Consider the following 22,235-nt stretch of genomic DNA (forward strand, 5'->3'; position numbering starts at 1 on the left):
ATCGGCGTCGGACCGGGCGCACCCACGGGTACCGGCGATAGGTTCCACACATGAGTGCAGAGCTGACGCTCGGCGCCGAGGAAGAACTGCACCTCATCGACCTCGAGTCCGGACGACTTTCCGCGAAGGCCCCGCGCCTTCTCCCCCGACTGCCCGCCCACCGGTTCGGCGCGGAACTCCAGCGCACGACCATCGAGACGAACACCCCGGTGGTCCGGACCCTCGACGACCTCCGCCGCGTGATCGTGGACCTCCGCAGCGAACTGAGCGCGGCGATCGCACCGGCGGGCGTCACGATCGCGGCGGCCGGCACCGCGCCGCGGTCGGAGTACGCCGACTTCGAGCTGACCTCCGGCGGCCGTTACGGGCGGATGCAGGAGCAGTACCGGATGCTCGTCGACGAGCAGCTCATCTGCGGGTTGCAGGTGCACGTCGGGGTGAGCGACCGCGACCTGGCGGTGCAGATCGCCCAGCGGGTGGCGCCGGTGCTGCCGGTGCTCCTGGCGCTCAGCGCGTCGAGTCCGTTCTGGAACGGGCAGGACACCGGGTACGCCTCGTTCCGGAGCATCATCTGGCAGCGCTGGCCGTCCGCCGGCAGCTTCGGCCGGGTCCAGAGCGCCGCCGAGTACGACCGGGTGCTCGACGACCTCATCGCCTCCGGCGTCATCGCCGACAAGAAGATGGCGTACTTCGACGTCCGGCCGTCCTCGCACGCGCCCACGCTCGAACTCCGCGTCTGCGACGCCACCCCGGTGGTCGACGACGCCGTCCTCATCGCCGGGCTGTTCCGCGCGGCGGTGCGGAAGGCCGAGGTCGCCGTCGAGGCCGGCACCGAGTGGCACCCGCGCAGCGAACCACTGCACCGTGCCGCGATGTGGCAGGCGGCGCGGAGCGGCCTGAGCGGCGAACTGCTCGGACTCGGGCAGCACCCCGAACGACTGCCGGCCGAGATCGCCGTCCGGCAGCTGGTGTCGCGACTCCGCCCCGAACTCGAGGAACTCGGAGACTGGGGCACGGTCAACGACCTGCTCGAGGACACCCTCGCCCGCGGCAACTCGACCGACCGGCAGCGCACGGCCTACGCCGAACGCGGGGACCTGGACGACGTCGTCGCCCAGGTCGTCGAGGACACCGCGGGCACGCCGTCCGGCCGCGACGAGCACCCGATCCTGGCCATCCCCGCGTACCGCGTCCGTGCAGGCGACGAGGCCGTCGGCCCCGGGGCGCGTCCCCGACCGGCCTTCCGCGAACTCGCGACCTTCTTCCGCGGCTGGGACGCCGAGACGATCATCGAACGCTGCGCGGTCCGCGACGTCTGGACGCACGAGCACGAGGTCGGCTTCGTGGTCGACGGTGGTGTGCAGGTGTTCGGCTGCGACCTGGTCCCGCGCACGGTGAGCGCGTACGAGTGGGCGCAGCTCGAGGCGGGTCTCGGCCAGCGGGCCCGCGCGATCGAACTCTTCCTCCGCGACGCCTACGGCCCCCGCCGGATCGTCGCCGACGGCGCGATGGACGAGGTCGACTTCGTCGGCGCGAACGGCTGGGACCCGGACGCCTCCCGCCTGCCCGCGACCGCGGTCCGTGCGCCGGTGATGGGCTTCGACCTGGTCCGCAACGAGTTCGGTGGCTGGCGGGTGCTCGAGGACAACGTCCGCTCCCCGTCGGGCGTCGCGTACGGCCTCGCGCTCCGCGAGATGATGGACGAGATCGTGCCGGACGCCCCGCGACCGGCGCTCCTCCGCGACCCGCACGCGGTCCTGGACCGCCTCCGCGACACCCTCCGGACCAACGCGACCGCCGTCACCGGCAACCCGGACCCGGTCCTGGCGCTCGTCTCGGACGGCCCCGCCGCCGGCGCCTGGTACGAACACCGACGGCTGGCCGACGGGGCCGGGATGCGCCTCCTGACCGAGTCGGACCTGGACGTGCGTGACGGACGTGTCGTCGAGGCGGCGACCGGCGACGTGCTGGACGCGCTCTACCTGCGGGTGGACCGCGACGTCAGCGCACTCACGAGCGACCGCACCGCCGACCGCACCGCGGACGACCAAGGCGCGCACGACCAAGGCGCGCACCTCGGCGCCCGCATCCTCGACGCCGCCGAGGCCGGCACCGTGTACCTCGCGAACGCACCGGGCAACGCGCTCGTCGACGACAAGGCGATGTACGTGACCGTGCCCGACCTCATCTGGTACTACCTCGACGAGAAGCCGCTGCTCGAGTCGGTCCCCACGTACCGCACCAGCATCGAGGGCGAACGCCTGTCGGTGCTCGACCGCGTCGGCGAGCTCGTCACGAAGCCGGTCGACGGCGAGGGTGGCCGGGACGTCCTCATCGGACCGAGCGCCAGCGCACCCGAGGTCGCCGAACGCCGACGGCAGATCGCCGCGAACCCCACCGGCTGGGTCGGACAAGAGGTCGTCCAGCTCTCCTCGCACCCGACCATCGGACCCGCAGGACTCGATCCGCGGCACGTCGACCTCCGTGCCTTCGTCTACGTCACGGGCACCGGACCGGACGACACCCACCTCGCCGACGTCGCGCTCACCCGTGTGGCACCCGAGGGCAGCATGGTCGTCAACTCCTCGCGGGGCGGCGGCGCCAAGGACACCTGGATCATCGGAACGACAGGGGAACGCTGATGTGTGGACTCGCGGGCGAGATCCGGTTCGACGGCACGCAGCCGGACGTGGGCGCCGTCGCCCGGATGACCGGGTGCCTGGTGCACCGCGGCCCCGACGGCGACGGGCTCTGGGCACGCGGCCCCGTCGCGCTCGGGCACCGTCGACTGTCGATCGTGGACCTGTCCACGGCGGGCGCCCAGCCGATGGTGGTGCCGCGCGCCGGGTTGACCATCGCCTACAACGGCATGGTCTACAACTACGAACACCTCCGCGACGAGCTGCGCGGGAAGGGCCACGAGTTCTTCTCGTCGTCGGACACCGAGGTCATCGTCGCCGCCTACGCCGAGTGGGGCACGGCGTTCGTCGAGCACCTCATCGGGATGTTCGCGATCGCGATCTGGGAGCACGCCAGCGGCCGGCTCGTGCTCGCGCGGGACCGGCTCGGCATCAAGCCGCTGTACGTGGCGGACGTGCCCGGCGGCGTCCGCTTCGCGAGCTCGCTCCCGGCGATCCTGGCGGGGAACGGCTCGGGTGGCAGCGTCGACACGTCGATCGACCCGGTTGCCTTCGCGTCGTACATGACCTTCCACTCGATCGTCCCCGCGCCCCGCACGATCCTGACGGGCGTGCGGAAGCTGCCGCCCGCGACGGTGCGGGTCATCGAACCGGACGGCACCTCGCGGGACACCGTCTACTGGGAGGCCCGCTTCGAACGCGACCCGGCCCGCTCCGGGTGGAGCGACCAGGACTGGCAGGACGCCTTCATCGGGTCGCTCCGGACAGCGGTCGAGCGCCGCATGGTCGCCGACGTGCCGGTCGGCGTGCTGCTCTCCGGCGGCATCGACTCGTCGCTCGTGGTCGGTCTGCTCGCTGAGGCCGGGCAGCAGCACCTCGGCACGTTCAGCATCGGGTTCGACGCGGCCGGGGGCGAGTCGGGCGACGAGTTCGAGTACTCCGACGAGGTCGCCCGGCACTTCGGCACGGACCACCACCGCATCCACATCCCGTCGTCGCGACTGCTCGACGGCATCGACGGTGCCGTCGCGGCGATGAGCGAGCCGATGGTGAGCCACGACTGCGTCGCGTTCTACCTGCTCTCGCAGGAGGTCTCGCAGCACGTCAAGGTGGTGCAGTCCGGTCAGGGTGCCGACGAGGTCCTCGCCGGGTACGACTGGTACCCGCCCCTCGCCGGGGTCCCGCGCGACGCCGCCGCCGAGGCCTACCGGTCGGTGTTCATGGACCGCCGGTGGCCGGCCCTGCAGGGGATCCTCGGGGAACGGTGGCGGAGCGACGACGACACCCCCTCGGCGTTCGTCGACGCGGAGTTCGCCCGACCCGGCGCGGCGACCAGCGTGGACGCGGCGCTCCGGAGCGACACCACGATCATGCTCGTCGACGACCCCGTGAAGCGGGTCGACAACATGACGATGGCCTGGGGGCTCGAGGCGCGCGTCCCGTTCCTCGACCACGAGTTCGTGGAGCTCGCCGGGTCGATCCCGCCCGAGCTGAAGCTCGCGGACGGCGGCAAGGGCGTCATGAAACGCGCGTCCCGCGGCATCGTGCCCGACAGCGTCATCGACCGCAGCAAGGGGTCGTTCCCGGTGCCCGCCATCCGACAGCTCGAAGGACCGTACCTGGAGCGCGTCCGGGCCGCGCTGCACGCCCCGGAGGCACGGGAACGCGGGCTCTTCGACCCGGCCACGGTGGAGCGGATGCTCCAGGACCCGAACAGCACGCGGACCGAGATCGGTGCCAACGCGCTCTGGCAGCTCGGCATCATCGAGATGTGGCTGCAGCAGCAGGGGGTGCGGTGAACAGCGCCCGTCCGGTGGGCACGGTACGGCCTGGAGGCGCGACACCCGTCGCGTCGTCGGCCCACGTCGAGCAGGCGGCCGGCCTGGGCGAGCGCCTCGCCGCGGCCTGGGGATCGTGGGGTCCGACCATGACCCGGAACGCCCGACGGGTGGCGTTCGTCAGCGACCGGCACGGCACCCCCGAGGTGTTCGTGCAGGACGTCGTCGTCGACGGAGCCGTCCCCGAGCCGGTCCGTGTCCGGTTGTCCGACGACCCCGTCATCCGCGTCACGTGGTCGTCGGACGGCGAGTGGCTCGCCGTCGCCATCGCCACGGACGGCGGCGTGAAGCAGCAGGTCTGGGTGGTCCGACCCGACGGCAGCGACGCCGCGCAGATCGCCGGCTCGCGGTACCAGCACGCCGAGCTCGGGCCGTGGAGCCGCAGCGGACACCGCGTCGTGATCACGCTGCCCTCGACCGAGCCCGAGCAGCCGGCGCGGTCCTACCTGGTGGACCCGGTGTCCGGCGACCGTGACGACCTGGCCGTCGGGGAGCTCATCCACATCCTCGACGTGTCCGTCGAGGAGCGTCTCGTCGTGCTGCGGGACGGGCAGCGCGGACACGAGTTCGTCGTGGTCGTCGACCGTCTGACCGACGAGAGCCAGGCGCTCCTCACCGACCCGCCGGACGGTTCGGCGGAGATCGCGTTCCTCCGTCCCTCGCCCGCGAGCGAGACCAGCCCGCTCGTCGCCTACGTCGCGACCGAGGCCGGACTGCCCCGACGGCAGCTCGTCGCACAGCCGCTCGGACCGCACGGGTGGCGCGGGAAGCCCCGCCGCATCATCGAGCGGGACGACGCCGAGCTGGAGTACCTCGACGCCGACGACGCCGGCCGGACCCTGCTGCTCGGCTGGAACGTCGACGGTCGCAGCGAGCTCGACCTCATCAACACGCACGACGCCTCGCGCACCGCGGTGCCGGACCTGCCCGGGTACGTCGTCACGGACCCGGTCCTCAGCCGCGACGGGCGGAGCGTCATCCTCGCCGTCGAGGGACCCACCCGTCCGCGCGAGCTCTGGCGGCTCGACACCAACGCGCTCACCTGGAGCCGGGTCACCGACGTGCCCGCGCTGCCGGACGTGCCGCTCGTCGAACCGACGCTCGAGCGCTTCGCGGCGCGCGACGGGCTGGAGCTCACCGGGTGGCTCTACCGTGCCGTGGAGCCGACCGCGTCGGTTCCGGAGGCCGACGACGGCGGGCGATCCGTTCCTCCCGGCCCGCGGAGCGCGCTCGTCCACCTGCACGGCGGACCGGAGTCGCAGGAACGACCGACGTTCTCGCCGCAGCACCAGGCGCTCGCCGCCGCGGGCACCACGGTGTTCGCACCGAACATCCGCGGGTCCTCCGGGTACGGGCGTGACTTCGTGCACGCAGACGACCTCGGACTCCGGTGGAACGCGCTCGCCGACGTCGTGGACTGCGCACGGTTCCTGGTGTCGAACGGGTACGCGGACCGCTCCCGGGTCGCCGTCGAGGGTCGGTCCTACGGCGGGTACGCGACCCTCGCGTCCCTCGCCTTCACCCCCGACGTCTTCGCCGCCGGCGTCGCCGTGTGCGGGATGAGCGACTTCGCGACGTTCTACCGCGACACCGAGCCGTGGATCGCCTCGGCCGCCGCGACGAAGTACGGACACCCGGTCGACGACGCCGCACTGCTCGACGCCCTGTCCCCGATGCGGGCGATCGACGACGTCACGGCGCCGCTGCTCGTCGTGCACGGGGAGCTCGACACGAACGTGCCGATCGGTGAGGCGCACCAGGTCGTGGCGGCGCTGCGGGCACGGTCCCACGACGTCGAGTACCTCGAGCTGGCGGGGGAGGGGCACGAGTACCGGCGGGCGTCGTCCCGGGCGGCGCTGGTGCGGCGGATGGTGGAGTTCGTGGCGTCGCGCTTGGCGTGAGGGTGCGGCCGCGTGTGGCGTGGGCTCCTCGCACCGTGCGAGGTCCACGGCGTGCGGCGTCGCCTCCTCGCACCGTGCGAGGTCCACGGGCGTGCGGCGTGGTCGTTCGGATTGGTGCGAGGTTGCAGACTCGGTGCGGGGTGTGGCGGCTCGCACGACGTCGGGAACCTCGCACGGAATCGGGCCCCCCTCGCACCGTGCGAGGTTCCGGCGCAGGGGCCCCTCGCACCGTGCCGGGCGCCTGCACGTCACGCGGTGCAACGATTCGTCGCGGCGGTGCCGGCGGACGGAGGATGAACGCATGACCACGAGTGCGCGCCCGACCGATCTGACCCGACCCGGAGAGGTCGCACTCACCGCGGTCTCGGACGTGCAGGACGTCGTCGACCGGGCACGCAACCGGTACGCCTCGGCCGTCGTGGCCGACACCGCCGGCTGGGCCGACGGTGAACGGCGACGGCTGGAGGACCTCGGGTTCCGCGGCGGCGACACCCGCGGCGAGGCCCTCCGCACGCTCGACCTGACGATCGCCGACGACGGCACGCCGACCCGCCTGCTCGACAACCCCGCGCTCGCCTCCCTCAACGGGGAGCACGCCCGGTTCGCCGAGCGCCGCGGGGAGATCGCGCGCTACCTGACCGACGTGTCGGTGTGGACCGGGATCCCGGAGCGGCCGACCGCAGAGGACTGGGAGGACGTCCGGGCACTCATCGGCTCCGGCGCGGTCTTCGGCGTCGGCGCGTCCGCGGTGGTCCCGACCGGGTGGCACGCGGTCGAGGGCTCCGGCGGCGTGCAGCTCACCGGCGAGGCCATCGAGGGCGCGCCCGACGCCGAAGCCGTCGAGCTCACGCCGGACGACGTCCCCGAGATGACCGAACTCGTCACCCGCACGAAGCCGGGGCCGTTCCTGCCGCGCACGATCGAGCTCGGCCGGTACGTCGGCATCCGGCGCGAGGGGCGCCTCATCGCGATGGCCGGGGAGCGGCTGCACCCGCCGGGGTGGACCGAGATCAGCGCCGTGTGCACGGACGAGGCGTTCCGCGGACAGGGGCTCGGACGACGACTCGTGCTCGACGTCGCGTACGGCATCCGGCAGCGCGGGGAGGTGCCCCTCATGCACGCCGCCGCGGGCAACACCGGTGCGATCGGGCTGTACCAGCACCTCGGGTTCCGGTTGCGGGAGCGCGGGGCGCCGCGGTTCGTGCAGGTGCCCTAGATGTACTGCCCAGGGACGTTGGTTGATCTGCGGGGACTCGCGGTTGTCATAGCAGCGTGAGAAGGACCTCCTGCGGTGGAGTGGAGCTGCTTAGTTCACGCACTCTCCGCAGGAGGTCCTCATGTCCCACGCTAACGCTGCGCTGACACCGCGCGCGCGTCTCCGGCTCGCGCGCCTCATCGTCGAGGATGGCTGGCCCATCCGACACGCAGCCGTGTTCTTCCACGTGTCCTGGCCGACGGCGAAGCGGTGGGCCGATCGGTACGCGGCAATGGGCGAGGCCGGCATGCAGGACCGGTCCTCTCGACCACACCGATCGCCGAACCGCACCCAACAAGCGCTCGTGAAACAGATCGTCGGACTCCGCTGGCGCAAACGGCTGGGGCCTGTCGCTATCGGCGGACGCCTGGGCATGCCGGCGTCCACGGTGCATGCCGTGCTGACACGGTGCCGGGTCAACCGGCTGCACCACATCGACGTCCGGACCGGGGAGCAGGTGCGCCGATACGAGCACGAGTATCCCGGCTCGATGATCCACGTCGACGTGAAGAAGCTCGGCAACATCCCTGACGGCGGCGGATGGCGCTTCGTCGGCCGAGCCCAGGGCGGGAAGAACCGAGCAGCGACTCCAGGGACAGGCCGCAGCAAGTACCGCGGAGTCCTCGTCGGAACTGCGTTCGTGCACACCGTCATCGACGACCACTCCCGCGTCGCCTACGCCGAGATCCACGAAGACGAGAAAGCGGTCACCGCGATCGGGGTGCTCCGCCGCGCGGTGTCGTGGTTCGCAGCTCGCGGCGTCCGAGTCGAACGCGTTCTCTCCGACAACGGGTCGGCTTACAAATCCCACGCCTGGCGTGATGCTTGCACCGAGCTCGGGATCACTCCGAAAAAGACCCGCCCATACCGGCCACAAACGAACGGCAAGATCGAGCGATTCCACCGCACACTCGCCGACGGATGGGCATTCTCACGCCACTACCCGACCGAAGCTGCACGCAGGAACGCGCTCCCGGGATGGCTGCATCACTACAATCACCACCGGCCCCACACCGCCATCGGGAACCGGTCACCCATCACACGATTGACCAACGTCCCTGGGCAGTACACCTAGACCCGCACTGGCGTCGGCTGCAGGGCGTCGAGTTCGGGTGCCGCATCGCCGAGGATCCTCCGTGCGAGCGCGTCGCCGAGGAGCGGACCCATCGTGAGTCCGGCCGCGCCGTAGCCGGTCGCGACGAAGAGCCCCTCGTGCCCGGGAACCGCGCCGACGATCGGCATGGCGTCGTCGGCGAGCGGACGGAGACCGACGCGGGTCTCCAGGACCGTGGCGTCGGCGAGGCCCGGCGCGATCGACAGGGCATCCCGCAGGACCTGCAGTTGCCCGGCCGCCGTGACCCGGGCGTCGAAGCCGCTGCCGGTCTCACGGGTGGCCCCGACGGCGACGCGGGAACCGTCGAACGCCACGAGGTAGTGGTGGGACAGCGGGTGCACCGACGGCCAGTGGGTGGTGTCGACGCCGGGGAGCGTGAGGTGCGTGATCTGCCCACGCTGCGGCGCGACCGGGATCCGCAGCCCGAGCGCGCCGAGCAGGCCGTTCGTCCACGCGCCCCCCGCGAGGACGACGGCGTCGGCCTCGAGCACGTCCCCGTCCACCCGCACCCGGCCGTCGTCCTGCAGGGTGGCGTGGCCCCGACGACGTCCGCCGCCGAGCCGTTCCCCGGCGTCGAGCAGCGCATCCCGCACCGTGCGACCGTCGACACGTCCGCCGCCCTCGATCCAGAGGGCGTCGAGCCCCTCCGCGAGCGGCGGGAACAGCTCGCGGGCACGGGCACCGCCGACGCGTTCGACCCGACCGACGACGTCCGGCTCGGCCGCGCGCCGGCGCTCCACCCGCGCCTCGGCAGCGTCGACCTCGGCCGGGTCCGCGTTCACCACGAGCGCCCCGCTCCGACGGTGGTCGGTGCGGGTGACACCGACCTCGGCGAGCCGTGCCAGGACCTCCGGCCAGAACGCTGCACCGCGTACGTACAGGTCCGCGAAGGGTCCGTCGATCGCCGACGACCACGGCTGCAGGATGCCGGCGCTCGCCGCGGTCGCCTGGCCCGTGGCCCCGTCGTCCACCAGCACGACGTCCACTCCTCGGCGAGCCAGGGCGAAGAAGGTGGCGGCGCCGGCGATGCCCGACCCGATGACGACGGCGGAACGTGACTCCATCCCATGATTGTCGGGCATCCCCGTCCTGGGGGTTGACCCTCGTGCGGAGCGCTCCGCACACTGTGTTGCGCCGAGCCGAGGGGGCTCGGTGCTCGACCACCGTCCGGATCACCGTCCGGACGGCCGTCTTCGTCAGGGGAGTCATCATCGTGCGGACGTCGTCCGTGACCGCAGGGGCGGTCGCACTCGGGATCGCGCTGGTCGCGGTCCTCACCTCGACCGGGGGGACGTCGGCGGAAGCCGCACCGTCGTGCCGCGGGGACCGGATCAGCGTCGCCGACCTCGCGACCGGCTGCGCCGTGTCCTCCGGCACCGTCGTGCTGTCCGACGGCCGCCGCTTCGCCGTCCCCGCGCCCGGCACCACGGTGTCCGCGATGCCGGTGGCCGCGGCCGGAGCCGCTGACCACGGCGACGTGTCGATCACGAACACGGGCCGCACCGGCCTCGCGGTGCGCGTCGACGACGTCTGGAAGGGTGCCGCCGCAGCCGTGCGACAGGAGCGGAACGCCGTCCGCGGGCGCCTGGCGGTCACGCCGCAGGCCGCGACCACGACGACGGCCGCGAAGCCCTCGAGCTGCACGAACAAGACGTACTCGCGGCTGGGCTTCCGGTGGTCCGCACCGGTCACCTGGAGCTACAACCCAGCCGGCCAGAAGGTGTCCGGCGCCTCGTCCATCCGCGCGGGAGCGGACGCGTGGACGGGTGCCATCGCCTCCTGCGGCAAGAAGGTCACCACGACCGCGGGTGAGCGCCTCGCGGGCAACACCACGCAGGCGATCGGCGTCACCTCGGCCGGTGGGTGCGGCAAGTCGAGCGGCGCGAGCGTCGTCGGCTGGGGCTCGCTGCCGTCCGGCACCCTCGCCGTCACGTGCGTCTGGTCGCGGTCGGGTGCAGCGGTCGAGATCGACCAGCGGTACACGACAGGACAGCAGTGGAACACCGCCACGACCTGCTCGGGAGCCCGCTTCGACCTGCGCGGTGTCGCCACGCACGAGTGGGGGCACGCGTTCGGGCTGGGGCACACCGCGCAGAACAGCGGCCTCGTCATGAAGCCGGCGTCGACGACCTGCGAGACGGGGCAGCGCACGCTCGGGCTCGGCGACGTGGTGGGCATCGACGCGGTCTACTGACGCGGCGGGCTCGCGGTGCGGTGCGCGCGGTGGGCGTTGGTGAGGAGGTGACCGCCCACCGCACGCCACCCGTCCCACGGGACCGCTCACCCGGCCGGCGGAGCGAGGGGCGTCGCATCGTGGATTCTCTAGGATCGACACATGTCGACGACCATGCCGGGCTTCGGGACGGAGCGCATCACGCAGCTCGGGCTGCGGGACCGTGTGTACGACCGGGTGCTCGAGGTCCTCATGGGACACGACGTCGAACCGGGCATGCGCCTGTCGATCGACGGACTCGCCCGCACGCTCGGGGTCTCACCGACTCCAGTGCGCGAAGCGCTCGTGCAGCTCGAACGGACCGGACTCGTCACGCGTGAGGCGAACAAGGGCTACCGGGTGTCCCCGCCGCTCGCCGGCGACCAGCTCGAAGCACTGTTCGACGCGCGGCTCATCGTGGAGAGCGGCGCCGTCGAGCTCGCGGCCCGGGGTGACGTCGACGCGCTGCGCGAGCGACTCCGGGCAGCGCTGACCGAGCAGTCGTCGATCGCCGAGGAGGTCTCGGCCGTCGGGGTCGAGGACGCGTCCGAGGAGCTGATGGCCCGGTTCTTCCGGAGCGACTGGCAGTTCCACCAGCTCATCTTCGACGCGACGCGGAACCCCTTCCTCGAGGAGATGTCCGAGATCATCACCACCCGGGTCCACCGGATGCGGCAGATCATCGAGGGCGGCGGGGACGACACCGACCGTGCCGTGCACGAGCACCGCGCCGTGCTCGACGCGCTGGGCACGGGGCCGGCGGAAGCGGTCGCGGCGATGCGGCACCACATCGACGCGGTGCGGGTGCGCTCACGGGCGGACGCGACGCACACCGGGTAGACACCAGATCACGCGCCTGGGTTGCGCTCGAGCATCGTGCGAGTATCTTTCCTATAGGAAAGAGGTTCACCGTCGAACCGCGACATGCAAGGGAGCATTCCGTGAGCAAACCACAGGACTGGGTCGACCAAGACTGGAACCCCGCCAGCTGGACGTCGGACACGTGGCCGATCGCCACCTGCCTGCACGGGTTCCCGCCGGTGACGCGGGACGGCGTCGCCCTCCACGACGCCGACCCCGAGGTCTGGGACGAGGTCTTCGCGCAGGTCGAGGCGGTCGGGTTCTCGCTCGCCGAACTCGCCGACAGCCACATCCGCCCCGCCGACCTCGAGCGGTCCCGCCGTGACGAGCTGTTCGCCATCGCGAAGGACCACGGCGTCGGCATCCCGTCGGTGCACCTGCAGCGGAAGAGCGTCATCCAGCCCGGGCACGAGGAGGACAACCTCGCGTACGCCCACCGCACGATCGACGCCGCGGCCGAGTGGGGCATGCAGGTCTTCTCCACCGGTCTGCACCAGCCGTTCAACGAGGACCAGCAACGTGCCCTGTGGTTCTGGACCGCCCAGGGCCCGAAGGACCCGGACGACCCCGAGGTCTGGAACGCCGCCGTATCGCGGCTGCGCGAGCTCGGTGAGCACGCCGCCTCGGTCGGCCTGCCGATGGCCCTCGAGCTGTACGAGGACACCTACCTCGGCACCGCGGACAGCGCCGTGCGGCTCGTCGAGGAGATCGGTCTCGACAACGTCGGCCTGAACGCCGACGTCGCGAACCTCATCCGCCTGCACCGTCCGGTGGAGGACTGGAAGGAGCTGTTCGCGAAGACCATGCCGTACACGAACTACCTGCACGTGAAGAACTACACGCGTGACGAAGCGGGCGACGGGAGCTGGGCGACGAGCGTGCCGAGCACCATGGAGACCGGGCTCATCAACTACCGCCAGGTCCTCCGCGACGCCGTCGCCGACGGGTTCCGCGGCATCTTCATGACGGAGCAGTACGGCGGGGACAGCCTCGGCGTCTGCGCCACCAACCAGCAGTACATCCGGTCGGTCCTCGCGACGACGAAGCTCGACGCGACGGCAGACACCACCACAGAAGGAGCAGTCCGATGAGCACCCTCGACATCGCCGTCGTCGGGTCCGGCTACATGGGCGGCGGGATCGCCCAGGTCCTCGCCCTCGCCGGCCACACCGTCCGCATCGCCGACGTCTCGGCCGAGATCGCCCAGCAGAACCTCGAGCGGCTGCTCGGGGAGACCGCGCAGTTCGTCGCCGACGGCCTCTTCCCCGAGGACGCGGTCGAGCGGGTCCGCGCACACCTCACCGCCGCGGAGTCGATCGAGGCAGCGGTCGCCGAGGCCGACTTCATCGAGGAGGCCGTCCCCGAGAAGCTCGAGATCAAGCACGCGACCCTCCGCCGCATCAGCGAGGCCGCCCGCCCCGACGCGGTGATCGGCTCGAACACCTCGACGATCCTGATCGAGTCGCTGGCCGAGGCGGTCGTGGGCCCGGAGCGGTTCCTCGGCGTGCACTTCTCGAACCCGGCACCGTTCATCCCCGGCGTCGAGCTCATCCCGCACCCGACCACCAACGAGCACGCGATCGAGGTCGGCGAGATCGTCGTCGCCGCGACCGGCAAGCAGTCGGCGCGGGTGAAGGACTCGACGGGGTTCGTCCTGAACCGCCTGCAGTACGCGCTGTTCGAGGAGGCCACGAAGATCGCCGACGAGGGCATCGCGAGCCCCGACGACATCGACACCATCGTGCGCACCACGTTCGGGTTCCGCCTGCCGTTCTTCGGGCCGTTCGCGATCGCCGACATGGCCGGCCTCGACGTCTACGCGTTCTGCTTCGAGTCGCTGCAGACCCGCTGGCCCGAGCGCTTCGCGACCCCGGCGTCGCTGCAGCAGCACGTCGACGCGGGCGAGCTCGGCACGAAGTCAGGCGCCGGGTACCTCGAGGTGCCCGCCGACCGCACGCCGGAACTCGTCGCCTACCGGAACAAGGCCTACGTCGCGATGCAGAAGCTCCTCGACGAGCTCGGCCCGGCGCCGATCCACTGACCCGACCACGACGAGGGAGTCGAACATGAGCAACCAGGAACGCACCGTCGTCCTCACCGGCGCGGCCTCGCCCCGTGGGATCGGCCGGGCCACCGCCCACCACCTCGCCGAGGCCGGTTGGAACGTCGGCATCATCGACCTCGACCAGACCGCGAGCGAGGCCGTCGCCGCCGAGATCCGCGAGCAGCACGGCGTGCAGGCGGTCGGCGCCGGCGCGAACGTCGCCGACGAGGCCGCGGTCCGCGCGGCCTTCGACACGATCGAGGCGCAGCTGCCGACCGTCGCTGCCCTCGTGAACCTGGCGGGTGTCTCGTCGGCGCACGCCTACCTCGACCTGCCCGAGGGGGAGTGGCACCGCGTGCTGTCGATCAACCTCGACGGCGTGCACTTCGCGAGCCTGCGGGCGGCGGAGTCGATGGTGCACAACGGCTACGGGCGCATCGTCAACCTGTCGTCGGTCTCCGCCCAGCGTGGCGGCGGCACCTTCAGCAAGACGCCGTACACCGTGGCGAAGGCCGGCGTGATCGGACTGACCCGCGGCCTCGCCCGCGAGCTCGGGCCGAAGGGAGTGACCGTGAACGCGATCGCTCCCGGGCCGATCGACACCGACATCATGGGCGGCACCCTGTCCGAGGAGCGGAAGGTCGAGATGGCCGCCGACGGGGTCCTGCCCCGGATCGGGACGCCGCGCGACATCGCCGCGGCGATCGCGTACCTCATCGGCGAGGACGCCGGCTTCGTCACGGGCCAGACGCTCAACGTCGACGGTGGCCTCTACATGCACTAGGGCCGACCACCCCGGATCGTGCGCCGTCCGCGCGACGCGATCCGTGCCTCCAGTCCGACAGCCCGACGGGTCGACAGCCCGACGGGTCGACAGGCCGACAGGCCGACCGCCGGACACCCGGACAACCGTGAACCGCACCGTGCTCGCAAAGGAGCGAACCCCGTGTCACTACCCCCTGCCCCCGCGCTCGGATCGACCAACGATCCGGGCTTGAAGTCCGCCATCGGCAAGGCGACCAAGCACCTCATGCCGATGCTCGTCATCCTGTACTTCGTCGCGTTCCTCGACCGCACCAACGTCGGGTTCGCGGAAGAGGCCCTCCGCGTCGACCGCGGCATCTCCGACGCGGCCTTCGCGCTCGGCGCCGGCATCTTCTTCATCGGCTACGCCATCTTCGAGATCCCGTCGAACCTGCTCCTCAAGCGGTTCGGTGCGCGCTTCTGGCTCGCCCGCATCGCGATCACGTGGGGCATCGTCGCCGCCCTGTTCGCCTTCACGACGAACGACACCATGTTCATCGTGCTGCGCTTCATCCTCGGTGTGACCGAGGCGGGCCTGTTCCCCGGCGTGATCATGTACCTGTCCGAGTGGTTCCCGAACAAGGTCCGCGTGCGGATGTTCGCGATCTTCTACCTGGCGCAGCCGTTCTCGCAGATGATCGGCGCACCGCTCTCCGGCGGGCTCATCAGCGTGGGCGACCAGGCGACCCCGTTCCACGGCTGGCAGGTGATGTTCGCCGGTGAGGGCATCCTCGCGGTGCTCGCCGGCATCGCGGCGCTGGTGTTCCTGACGAACAGCCCGGACAAGGCGAAGTGGCTGGAGCCGGGGGAGAAGGCGTCGCTCACCGCGGCGATGGCCCGCGAGGACACCGCCCGCAGCGAGGACGGCCCGAAGGGCATCTGGAAGGCGATGGCGAGCGGCCGCGTCTGGTACTTCACGATCATCTACTTCTGCCTGCAGGTCGCCGTGTACGGCACGACGTTCTACCTGCCGCAGCAGGTGTCCTCGCTCCTCGGGCAGGACGTCGGCTGGCAGGTCGGCCTGGTCACCGCGATCCCGTGGCTCGTCGGGCTCGTCGCCTGCTACCTCGTCGGTTCGCGGGCGGACACCGTCGGTCGCCGTCGTCGTTGGGGCACCTGGTTCTACATCACCACCGGGCTGTCGATCCTCGGGTCGGCGTGGGCCGGCGCGAACGGGCAACCGATCCTCGGCATCCTCTTCATCACCCTGGCGGTCGCGAGCTTCCTGGCGGTGGGACCGATCACCTGGGCCTACCCGACGGCGTTCCTCACGGGCGCTGCGGCGGCGGCGGGCATCGGTCTCATCAACTCGCTCGGCAACCTCGGCGGGTTCGTCGCCCCGATCATGCGCACCGCGATCAACGAGGTCGTCCCGACGGACAGCGGAGCGTTCGGCATCGTGTCGCTCGGAGTCCTGGCGTTCGTGGCCGCGGTGATGATCTTCTGTACGAAGTTCTTCCGCGGGGCGCGTGCGGACGAACTGCTCGACACCTCGCACGTCGCCACCGCCGACCGGAAGGAGACGGGCCGATGACCCGACTGTTCAACGACCCCGCGGACTTCGCGGACGAGGCCACCGACGGCTTCGTCGCCGCCAACGAGCGATGGGTGCGGAAGGTGCACGGCGGGGTCGCCCGCGCCACCACGAGTCCGGACGGGACCGTCGCGGTCGTCATCGGCGGCGGCTCCGGCCACTACCCGGCGTTCGGCGGGCTGGTCGGTCACGGGCTGGCGGCCGGTGCGGCGATGGGCAACCTCTTCGCGAGTCCGAGTGCCCAGCAGGTCGCCGGCGTCGCGCGGGCGTCCGAGCACGGTGCGGGCGTCCTGCTCAGCTACGGCAACTACGCCGGTGACGTCCTCAACTTCGACGCGGCGGCCCGGACGCTCGAGGCGGACGGCATCCCGGTCCGCACGGTGCGCGTCACGGACGACGTGGTCAGCGCCCCGGCCGACCGTGCGTCCGAGCGGCGCGGCATCGCGGGGGACCTCTGCGTCTTCAAGGTGGCCGGCGCCGCCGCCGAACGCGGCGACGACCTCGATGCCGTCACCGCCGTCGCCGAACGTGCGAACGACCGCACCCGGTCCTTCGGCGTCGCGTTCTCCGGCTGCTCCCTGCCCGGTGCCGACGAGCCGCTCTTCGAGGTGCCCGAGGGCCGCATGGCGATCGGGATGGGCATCCACGGCGAGCGGGGCATCGACGAGACCGACGTGCCGAGCGCCGACGGGCTGGCGTCGCTCCTCGTCGAGCGACTGCTCGACGAGCTGCCGGACGGCGTGCAGGCGCAGGGCCAGAAGGTGGTCCCGATCCTCAACGGCCTCGGCAGCGTGAAGTACGAGGAACTCTTCGTCGTCTACCGGTCCGTGCAGCGGTTGCTCGCCGACGCGGGCGTCGTCATCGTCGAACCCGAGGTCGGGGAGCTCGTCACGAGCTTCGACATGGCCGGGGTCTCGCTGACGCTGTTCTGGCTCGACGACGAGCTCGAGGAGCTGTGGGCCGCCCCCGCCGACACACCCGCGTACCGCAAGGGCGGTGCGGTCGCCGAGGCGCGGGTCGACCCGTCCGTCGTGGCGGCGGACGACGCGGCCGAGACGATCGGTCCGGCGAGCGACGACTCCCGTGCCGCGGCCGAGCAGGTCGTCGCCGGCTTCGCCGCCGTCCGAGTCGTCATCGACGAACACGCCGACGAGCTCGGCCGCATCGACGCCGTCGCCGGTGACGGCGACCACGGCATCGGGATGCAGCGCGGCGCGCACGCGGCCGACGTCGCAGCAGCGGACGCGGTCGGTCGCGGTGCCGGGGCGGGTTCCGTCCTGCGGACCGCCGGGGATGCCTGGTCCGACAAGGCCGGTGGCACGTCCGGGGCGATCTGGGGAGCGGCCCTGGAGGCACTGGGTCGCGTCCTCGGGGACGACTCGCGTCCGACGGCGGCCACCGTCGCAGCGGCCGTCGGTGCGGCCACCGAGGCGGTCCTCGCCTTCGGCGCGACGGTCGGTGACAAGACGATGGTCGATGCGCTCGTCCCGTTCGACGAGGTGCTCCGCACACGCATCGACGAGGGCGCACCGCTCGCCGAGGCCTGGGCGGCCGCGGTCACCGCGGCACGGGAGGCCGCGGACGCCACGGCGGCGCTCATGCCGAAGAAGGGCCGCGCGCGCACCCACGCCGAGCAGGCCGTCGGCACGGTCGACCCGGGAGCGGTGTCGTTCGCGCTCATCGTGGAGGCGGTCGCACCGTGATCACGGTCGGGGTGTCGCTGAAGATGTACTTCTCGCACGCCCGCTCCCTGTCGTGGGCGGCGGCGGTCGGGGACATCGCTCGGCGGCACCCCGCGGTCCGGTCGGGTGCCGCCGAGCTGTTCGTGGTGCCGACGTTCCCGGCGCTCGTGCCGGTGCGGCAGGTCCTCGGCGACGCCCCGGTGCTGCTCGGCGCGCAGGACCTGGCATGGGCCGACGAGGGGGCGTACACGGGCGAGGTCTCGGGGGCCGAGCTCCGGGAGATCGGGGTCGACCTCGTCGAGATCGGTCACGCCGAGCGTCGCTCCCTGTTCCACGAGACGGACGAGGTGGTCGCGGCGAAGGTCCGCGCCGCCTTCCGCAACCACCTGCGGCCGCTGGTCTGCGTCGGCGAGGTGCGCCGTGCCTCCGGTGCGGAGGCGGTCGCGGAGGTGACGGCGCAGCTCGACCGGGCCGTCCCGGCAGCGTCGGCCGGGCCGGTCATCGTGGCCTACGAGCCCGTCTGGGCGATCGGTGCGCCCGCGCCGGCACCCGACGAGCACATCGTGACGGTCCTGGCGGGCATCGAGCAGCACCTGCGCGCCCGACCGGAGCTGCACGGCAGCACCGTGGTCTACGGGGGCAGCGCCGGTCCGGGGCTGCTCACACGGGGGCAGGGACGGATCGGCGGGCTGTTCCTCGGACGCTTCGCCCACGACCCCGCCGCCGTCGAGACGATCCTCGACGAGGTCGTGGCACTCAGCTGATCTGGTCCTGCACCGGGCGCGGCTCGCGACCGAGGAGTTCGCCGAGCAGCGGGTCGGTGCCGGCGAAGAGTCCCTGCGCCGCAGCCCGGTACATGCCGAGCAGGAAGCCGGCCATGTGCGGGTCCTGTCCGCCGGCGACCGCCTGCGCGAGCCACTCGTCCGCACCGAGCACCTCGTGGCGGATCGTCCGACCCGCGGCGTCGGAGGCGTACCGAGCGAGGTCGGCGAAGGTCGGCGCCGCCGGAGCGGTGAGCGTGACGGGGCCGTCGTACGGCTCGTCCGCGAGCAGGATGCGGGCGGCGGCCTCGGCCGCGTCCTCCCGCGCGGTCCAGGACACCGGGCCGTCGACGGGCACCGAGACGACCCCGGTCTCCTGCCACGGTCCCATCAGCCATCCGGTGCTGTGTGCGTAGAACCCGTTGCGCAGGCTCGTCCACGGCAGCCCGGATGCGCGGAGCAGGTCCTCGGTCGCCGCGTGGTCGTCGGCTGGCCCGGACGGGGAGCCGTGCGCCGCGCCCTGGTGGCTCGTGTAGAGCACCCGGCCGACGCCCGCCGTCACCGCGGCCGCGATGGCCGAGCGGTGCAGGGCGACGGCGTCGGCCATGGGTTCGTTCGACGACACGAGGAGGAGCTGATCGGCCCACGCGAACGCCGCCGGCAGGGTGTCCGGTTCGGCGTAGTCGCCGCGACGGACGTCGACGCCGCGGGCGGCGAAGCGCTCGGCCTTCGACGGATCGCGCGTGACGACGGCGAGCTCCTCCGGCGCGAGGTGCTCGAGGAGGTGGTCGGCGGTGGCGCCGTTCAGCGCGCCGGTGGCTCCGGTGATGATGATCATGTCTGCTCCGTATCGTTGGTAACACTGCGGTGATTCCGACGGTAACACACTGGTAGCAGTTCGTTGTTATCGTTGTTCCGTGATCGAACAGGGCACGCAGCGGGACGAGACCCGGACCCGCATCGTCGAGGTCGCGGGCACGATGCTCCGCGAGCAGGGGGCGGGCGCGGTCACCACGCGTGCGGTGGCCGAGGGTGCAGGCGTCCAGGCGCCCACGATCTACCGGCTCTTCGGGGACAAGGACGGTCTGCTCGAGGCCGTCGCCGAGCACGCCATGTCGGCGTTCGCCGCCGTCAAGGCCGAGGCGGTCCGGGCGGCGCAGGACGAGCAGACCGATCCCGTCGAGGACCTCCGGGCCGGCTGGGGGATGACGATCGCCTTCGGCCTCGCGAACCCCGACCTCTTCGTCCTGCTCGCCGACCCCGAACGTGGACGGCGTTCCGCTGCCGCCCGGGCCGGGACCGCGCTGCTCGCCGACCGGGTCCGTCGTGTCGCCGAGGCCGGTCGGCTCGCCGTGCCGGAGCGCCGCGCGGTCGACCTCGTGCACGCTGCCGGGACGGGTGCCGTGCTGGCGATCCTGTCCGCGTCGCCGGCCGACCGCGACCCCGCACTGGCGGACGACGCGCTCGAGGCCGTGCTCGGCCGGATCCTCGTGACGGGAGCGCCCGCGCCGCACGGTCCGGGTGACGCCGTGTCGAGCGCCGCGATCACGCTGCGCGCCGCCGTGTCGGACCTCGACGTGCTGTCCGCCGCCGAACGGACGATGCTGGCCGAGTGGCTCGACCGGGTGGCCGAGCGCTAGGCGTCGGAAGCGCTCAGCTCTCGCCGCGCGCGCCGGCCAGCCCGTGGTCGTGCGCGTACACGACGAGCTGCACCCGGTCCCGCAGCGCGAGCTTCCCGAGGATGCTCGAGATCTGCGTCTTCACGGTCGACTCGGTGACGAACTCCTTCGCCGCGATCTCGGCGTTCGACAGCCCGCGCGAGGCCCAGCCGAACACGATGCGCTCCCGGTCCGTCAGCGACTGGAACTCGCGCGGCTGCGGCGACGGCGCTCGCTCGACGTCGGCGCCGAACAGCTGCGAGAGGTCGTTCGGCGCGATCACCGAACTGCCCTCGTGCACGGCCCGGACCGCCGCGAACAGGAACGGCGGCGTGGTGTCCTTGAGCAGGAACCCGCTGGCGCCGAGGCGGATCGCGGTCGCTGCCGCCGGGTCGAGGCCGAAGGTGGTGAGGACGACCACGCGGGGGAGCGGGCCGTCGACCGCGCCGGAGAACAGCTGCCGGACGGTCTCGACGCCGTCCATCCCGGCCATCCGCATGTCGAGCAGCATCACGTCGGGCCGGAGCTCCGGGATGGCGGCGAGGGCCTCGGCCCCGTCCGAGGCCTCACCCACGACCACCATGTCGTCCTGGGCGTCGAGCACGACGCGCAGGCCGGCGCGGAAGAGCGCCTGGTCGTCGGTGAGCAGGATGCGGATCGGATCGGTCATCGGTTGGTCCCCCCATGGACGTCGAACGGGATGCGGGCGCGTGCGGAGAACACGTCGTCCAGGACGGCGGCGTCGAACGACCCGCCGAGCGTGGTGAGCCGGGACTGCATGCCGGTGAGGCCGCGACCGGAGCCGCGCGTGCTCGGTCCCGCCGTGGCTGCGTCGACGACCTGGTTCTCGACCTCGAGCACGAGGTCGGCGCTCCGCCAGGTCTCGCGGACGGTCACGGGCCGGCCGGGAGCGCCGTGCCGGAGTGCGTTCGTGAGCATCTCCTGCAGCACGCGACGTGCCGCGGTCCCGCTCTCCGGGCCGAGCGTCACGAGTGCCCCACGGCGGCTGTGGTCCACGTCGACGCCGGCCTCGCGGATGCCCTGGACGATCTCGTCGAGCGACCCCGGGTCGGTGTCCGTGCCGGAGCCGTCGATGTGCCCGAGGACCTGTCGGACCTCGACGAGGGAGCTGCGGGCGGTGCTGGCGATGGTGGCGCTGACCTCGCGGATGCGCGCCTCGTCGTCGAGGAACGGCACCGAGTCGGCCTGCGCGATGATCACGGCGAGCGAGTGTCCGACGACGTCGTGCACGTCCCGGGCGATGTCGGCGCGGATGCGTTCCGACTCGGCCTCGTCGACGGCGCGGACGGCGACCGCCTCGGCGCGCGTCGCCACCTCGGCGGCCCGGCTCGCGGCGGCCTCGGCGTCGGCGCGGCGTTCGGACTCCTGGTTGCGGGACCGGAAGGCCCGGACGGCGAGCCCGCCGGCCCACACCGCGACGAGCGAGGTCACCGGTGCGGCCAGGGCGAGGAACGCCTGGTCGCCAGGACCCGTGACGAGCATCGCGAACCGGTAGCCCGTCAGCGCCAGGTACGCGGTCGCACCGATGCCCGCGACGAGTGCGAGGAGCCCGGAGAGCACCACCTCGGTCTTCGACCCGACGATCGCGGTCGTGCCGATGACGACGAAGAGCGCCAGGTCGACGAGGGACGGCCGCTCGTACCCCTGCACCTGCACGACGCCGAGCACGACGGTCATCATCATCGCGCCGGACGGCGAGATCCGCCGCAGCGCGATGGCACCGGCGGCGGCCACGACCGCGGAGAGACTGGCGTGCTCGAGCTCGAGGTCGATCGGGGCGAGGAACGCGAGCGCCGCGACCACCGCCCACGCCACGTCGACGATGATCGAGCGGACTGCGAGCGGCCGGATGAACGTGCGCCGTTCGGTCACGGCTCGATCATCGCACGGGGGTGCGCACCACCGGTCACG

At 72.2% G+C, this 22,235-nt stretch carries 18 protein-coding genes; 14 read left to right on the forward strand and 4 right to left on the reverse strand.

What is annotated here, in order from left to right; all coding sequences use genetic code 11:
* Nucleotides 1-50 precede the first annotated feature (50 nt).
* The 5 genes from DEJ28_RS00250 (at nucleotide 51) to DEJ28_RS00270 (ending at nucleotide 8,708) form a co-directional block, all read left to right on the forward strand.
* Nucleotides 51-2,642 carry a carboxylate--amine ligase/circularly permuted type 2 ATP-grasp protein gene (locus tag DEJ28_RS00250; protein WP_111114586.1) on the forward strand — a complete coding sequence of 864 codons (2,592 nt, stop codon included), beginning with the start codon at nucleotides 51-53 and terminating at the stop codon, nucleotides 2,640-2,642.
* The gene (locus DEJ28_RS00255) at nucleotides 2,642-4,438 is read left to right on the forward strand and encodes an N-acetylglutaminylglutamine amidotransferase (RefSeq protein ID WP_111114587.1); all 1,797 of its coding nucleotides are present in this window, start codon (nucleotides 2,642-2,644) and stop codon (nucleotides 4,436-4,438) included. The genes DEJ28_RS00250 and DEJ28_RS00255 overlap by 1 nt, the downstream gene beginning before the upstream one ends.
* Nucleotides 4,411-6,378, forward strand: a complete 1,968-nt coding sequence (locus tag DEJ28_RS00260; protein ID WP_258367935.1) for a S9 family peptidase — start codon at nucleotides 4,411-4,413, stop codon at nucleotides 6,376-6,378. Before DEJ28_RS00255 ends, DEJ28_RS00260 begins: the two co-directional genes overlap by 28 nt.
* Before the next feature lie 301 nt (nucleotides 6,379-6,679).
* Entirely contained in the window at nucleotides 6,680-7,594 is a 915-nt protein-coding gene (locus DEJ28_RS00265; protein WP_220034589.1) for a GNAT family N-acetyltransferase, read from the forward strand.
* A 121-nt stretch (nucleotides 7,595-7,715) separates the two neighbouring features.
* Entirely contained in the window at nucleotides 7,716-8,708 is a 993-nt protein-coding gene (locus tag DEJ28_RS00270; protein WP_284180745.1) for an IS481 family transposase, read from the forward strand.
* On the opposite strand, the gene DEJ28_RS00275 is transcribed toward DEJ28_RS00270, so the two are convergent.
* Complete coding sequence (locus DEJ28_RS00275; RefSeq protein ID WP_111116610.1) at nucleotides 8,705-9,811, reverse strand: NAD(P)/FAD-dependent oxidoreductase; 1,107 nt, start codon at nucleotides 9,809-9,811, stop codon at nucleotides 8,705-8,707. The genes DEJ28_RS00270 and DEJ28_RS00275 overlap by 4 nt on opposite strands.
* Before the next feature lie 164 nt (nucleotides 9,812-9,975).
* Here DEJ28_RS00275 and DEJ28_RS00280 point away from each other — a divergent pair, with 164 nt between their 5' ends.
* The 8 genes from DEJ28_RS00280 to DEJ28_RS00315 all read left to right on the forward strand — a co-directional run bounded on the left by DEJ28_RS00280 (nucleotide 9,976) and on the right by DEJ28_RS00315 (nucleotide 18,648).
* The gene (locus DEJ28_RS00280; protein ID WP_146248891.1) at nucleotides 9,976-10,941 is read left to right on the forward strand and encodes a matrixin family metalloprotease; all 966 of its coding nucleotides are present in this window, start codon (nucleotides 9,976-9,978) and stop codon (nucleotides 10,939-10,941) included.
* A 141-nt stretch (nucleotides 10,942-11,082) separates the two neighbouring features.
* Nucleotides 11,083-11,799, forward strand: a complete 717-nt coding sequence (locus DEJ28_RS00285) for a GntR family transcriptional regulator (RefSeq protein WP_111116612.1) — start codon at nucleotides 11,083-11,085, stop codon at nucleotides 11,797-11,799.
* Nucleotides 11,800-11,900: 101 nt separating this feature from the next.
* Nucleotides 11,901-12,911 (forward strand): sugar phosphate isomerase/epimerase family protein, encoded by a 1,011-nt coding sequence (locus tag DEJ28_RS00290; protein ID WP_111116613.1) that lies wholly within the window; start codon nucleotides 11,901-11,903, stop codon nucleotides 12,909-12,911.
* Entirely contained in the window at nucleotides 12,908-13,861 is a 954-nt protein-coding gene (locus DEJ28_RS00295; RefSeq protein WP_111116614.1) for a 3-hydroxyacyl-CoA dehydrogenase family protein, read from the forward strand. The genes DEJ28_RS00290 and DEJ28_RS00295 overlap by 4 nt, the downstream gene beginning before the upstream one ends.
* Before the next feature lie 25 nt (nucleotides 13,862-13,886).
* Complete coding sequence (locus DEJ28_RS00300) at nucleotides 13,887-14,648, forward strand: SDR family NAD(P)-dependent oxidoreductase (protein WP_111116615.1); 762 nt, start codon at nucleotides 13,887-13,889, stop codon at nucleotides 14,646-14,648.
* 162 nt (nucleotides 14,649-14,810) lie between these two features.
* A complete protein-coding gene (locus tag DEJ28_RS00305) occupies nucleotides 14,811-16,202 on the forward strand; it encodes an MFS transporter (protein WP_111116616.1) in 1,392 nt (463 codons plus the stop codon).
* A complete protein-coding gene (locus tag DEJ28_RS00310; RefSeq protein WP_111116617.1) occupies nucleotides 16,199-17,905 on the forward strand; it encodes a dihydroxyacetone kinase family protein in 1,707 nt (568 codons plus the stop codon). The genes DEJ28_RS00305 and DEJ28_RS00310 overlap by 4 nt, the downstream gene beginning before the upstream one ends.
* Entirely contained in the window at nucleotides 17,902-18,648 is a 747-nt protein-coding gene (locus tag DEJ28_RS00315) for a triose-phosphate isomerase family protein (RefSeq protein ID WP_220034648.1), read from the forward strand. Before DEJ28_RS00310 ends, DEJ28_RS00315 begins: the two co-directional genes overlap by 4 nt.
* On the opposite strand, the gene DEJ28_RS00320 is transcribed toward DEJ28_RS00315, so the two are convergent.
* The gene (locus DEJ28_RS00320; protein WP_111116618.1) at nucleotides 18,641-19,483 is read right to left on the reverse strand and encodes an NAD(P)H-binding protein; all 843 of its coding nucleotides are present in this window, start codon (nucleotides 19,481-19,483) and stop codon (nucleotides 18,641-18,643) included. The two genes, DEJ28_RS00315 and DEJ28_RS00320, sit on opposite strands and share 8 nt — an antisense overlap.
* 79 nt (nucleotides 19,484-19,562) lie before the next feature.
* Between DEJ28_RS00320 and DEJ28_RS00325 the strand changes: the two genes are divergently transcribed.
* Nucleotides 19,563-20,285 (forward strand): TetR/AcrR family transcriptional regulator, encoded by a 723-nt coding sequence (locus DEJ28_RS00325; protein WP_111116619.1) that lies wholly within the window; start codon nucleotides 19,563-19,565, stop codon nucleotides 20,283-20,285.
* A 13-nt stretch (nucleotides 20,286-20,298) separates the two neighbouring features.
* On the opposite strand, the gene DEJ28_RS00330 is transcribed toward DEJ28_RS00325, so the two are convergent.
* Both DEJ28_RS00330 and DEJ28_RS00335 read right to left on the reverse strand, forming a co-directional pair.
* The gene (locus tag DEJ28_RS00330) at nucleotides 20,299-20,973 is read right to left on the reverse strand and encodes a response regulator (RefSeq protein ID WP_111116620.1); all 675 of its coding nucleotides are present in this window, start codon (nucleotides 20,971-20,973) and stop codon (nucleotides 20,299-20,301) included.
* The gene (locus DEJ28_RS00335; protein ID WP_181433796.1) at nucleotides 20,970-22,196 is read right to left on the reverse strand and encodes a sensor histidine kinase; all 1,227 of its coding nucleotides are present in this window, start codon (nucleotides 22,194-22,196) and stop codon (nucleotides 20,970-20,972) included. Before DEJ28_RS00335 ends, DEJ28_RS00330 begins: the two co-directional genes overlap by 4 nt.
* Nucleotides 22,197-22,235: the final 39 nt, after the last annotated feature.

Source organism: Curtobacterium sp. MCPF17_002 (genome assembly GCF_003234115.2).
Lineage (GTDB): Bacteria > Actinomycetota > Actinomycetes > Actinomycetales > Microbacteriaceae > Curtobacterium.

What these genes read in the sequence shown, in the direction of transcription:
- DEJ28_RS00250 (WP_111114586.1), top strand. Translation starts at nt 51, where the DNA reads ATGAGTGCAGAGCTGACGCTCGGCGCCGAGGAAGAACTGCACCTCATC.
- DEJ28_RS00255 (WP_111114587.1), top strand. Translation starts at nt 2,642, where the DNA reads ATGTGTGGACTCGCGGGCGAGATCCGGTTCGACGGCACGCAGCCGGAC.
- DEJ28_RS00265 (WP_220034589.1), top strand. Translation starts at nt 6,680, where the DNA reads ATGACCACGAGTGCGCGCCCGACCGATCTGACCCGACCCGGAGAGGTC.
- DEJ28_RS00270 (WP_284180745.1), top strand. Translation starts at nt 7,716, where the DNA reads ATGTCCCACGCTAACGCTGCGCTGACACCGCGCGCGCGTCTCCGGCTC.
- DEJ28_RS00275 (WP_111116610.1), bottom strand. Translation starts at nt 9,811, where the DNA reads ATGGAGTCACGTTCCGCCGTCGTCATCGGGTCGGGCATCGCCGGCGCC.
- DEJ28_RS00285 (WP_111116612.1), top strand. Translation starts at nt 11,083, where the DNA reads ATGTCGACGACCATGCCGGGCTTCGGGACGGAGCGCATCACGCAGCTC.
- DEJ28_RS00295 (WP_111116614.1), top strand. Translation starts at nt 12,908, where the DNA reads ATGAGCACCCTCGACATCGCCGTCGTCGGGTCCGGCTACATGGGCGGC.
- DEJ28_RS00300 (WP_111116615.1), top strand. Translation starts at nt 13,887, where the DNA reads ATGAGCAACCAGGAACGCACCGTCGTCCTCACCGGCGCGGCCTCGCCC.
- DEJ28_RS00310 (WP_111116617.1), top strand. Translation starts at nt 16,199, where the DNA reads ATGACCCGACTGTTCAACGACCCCGCGGACTTCGCGGACGAGGCCACC.
- DEJ28_RS00320 (WP_111116618.1), bottom strand. Translation starts at nt 19,483, where the DNA reads ATGATCATCATCACCGGAGCCACCGGCGCGCTGAACGGCGCCACCGCC.
- DEJ28_RS00330 (WP_111116620.1), bottom strand. Translation starts at nt 20,973, where the DNA reads ATGACCGATCCGATCCGCATCCTGCTCACCGACGACCAGGCGCTCTTC.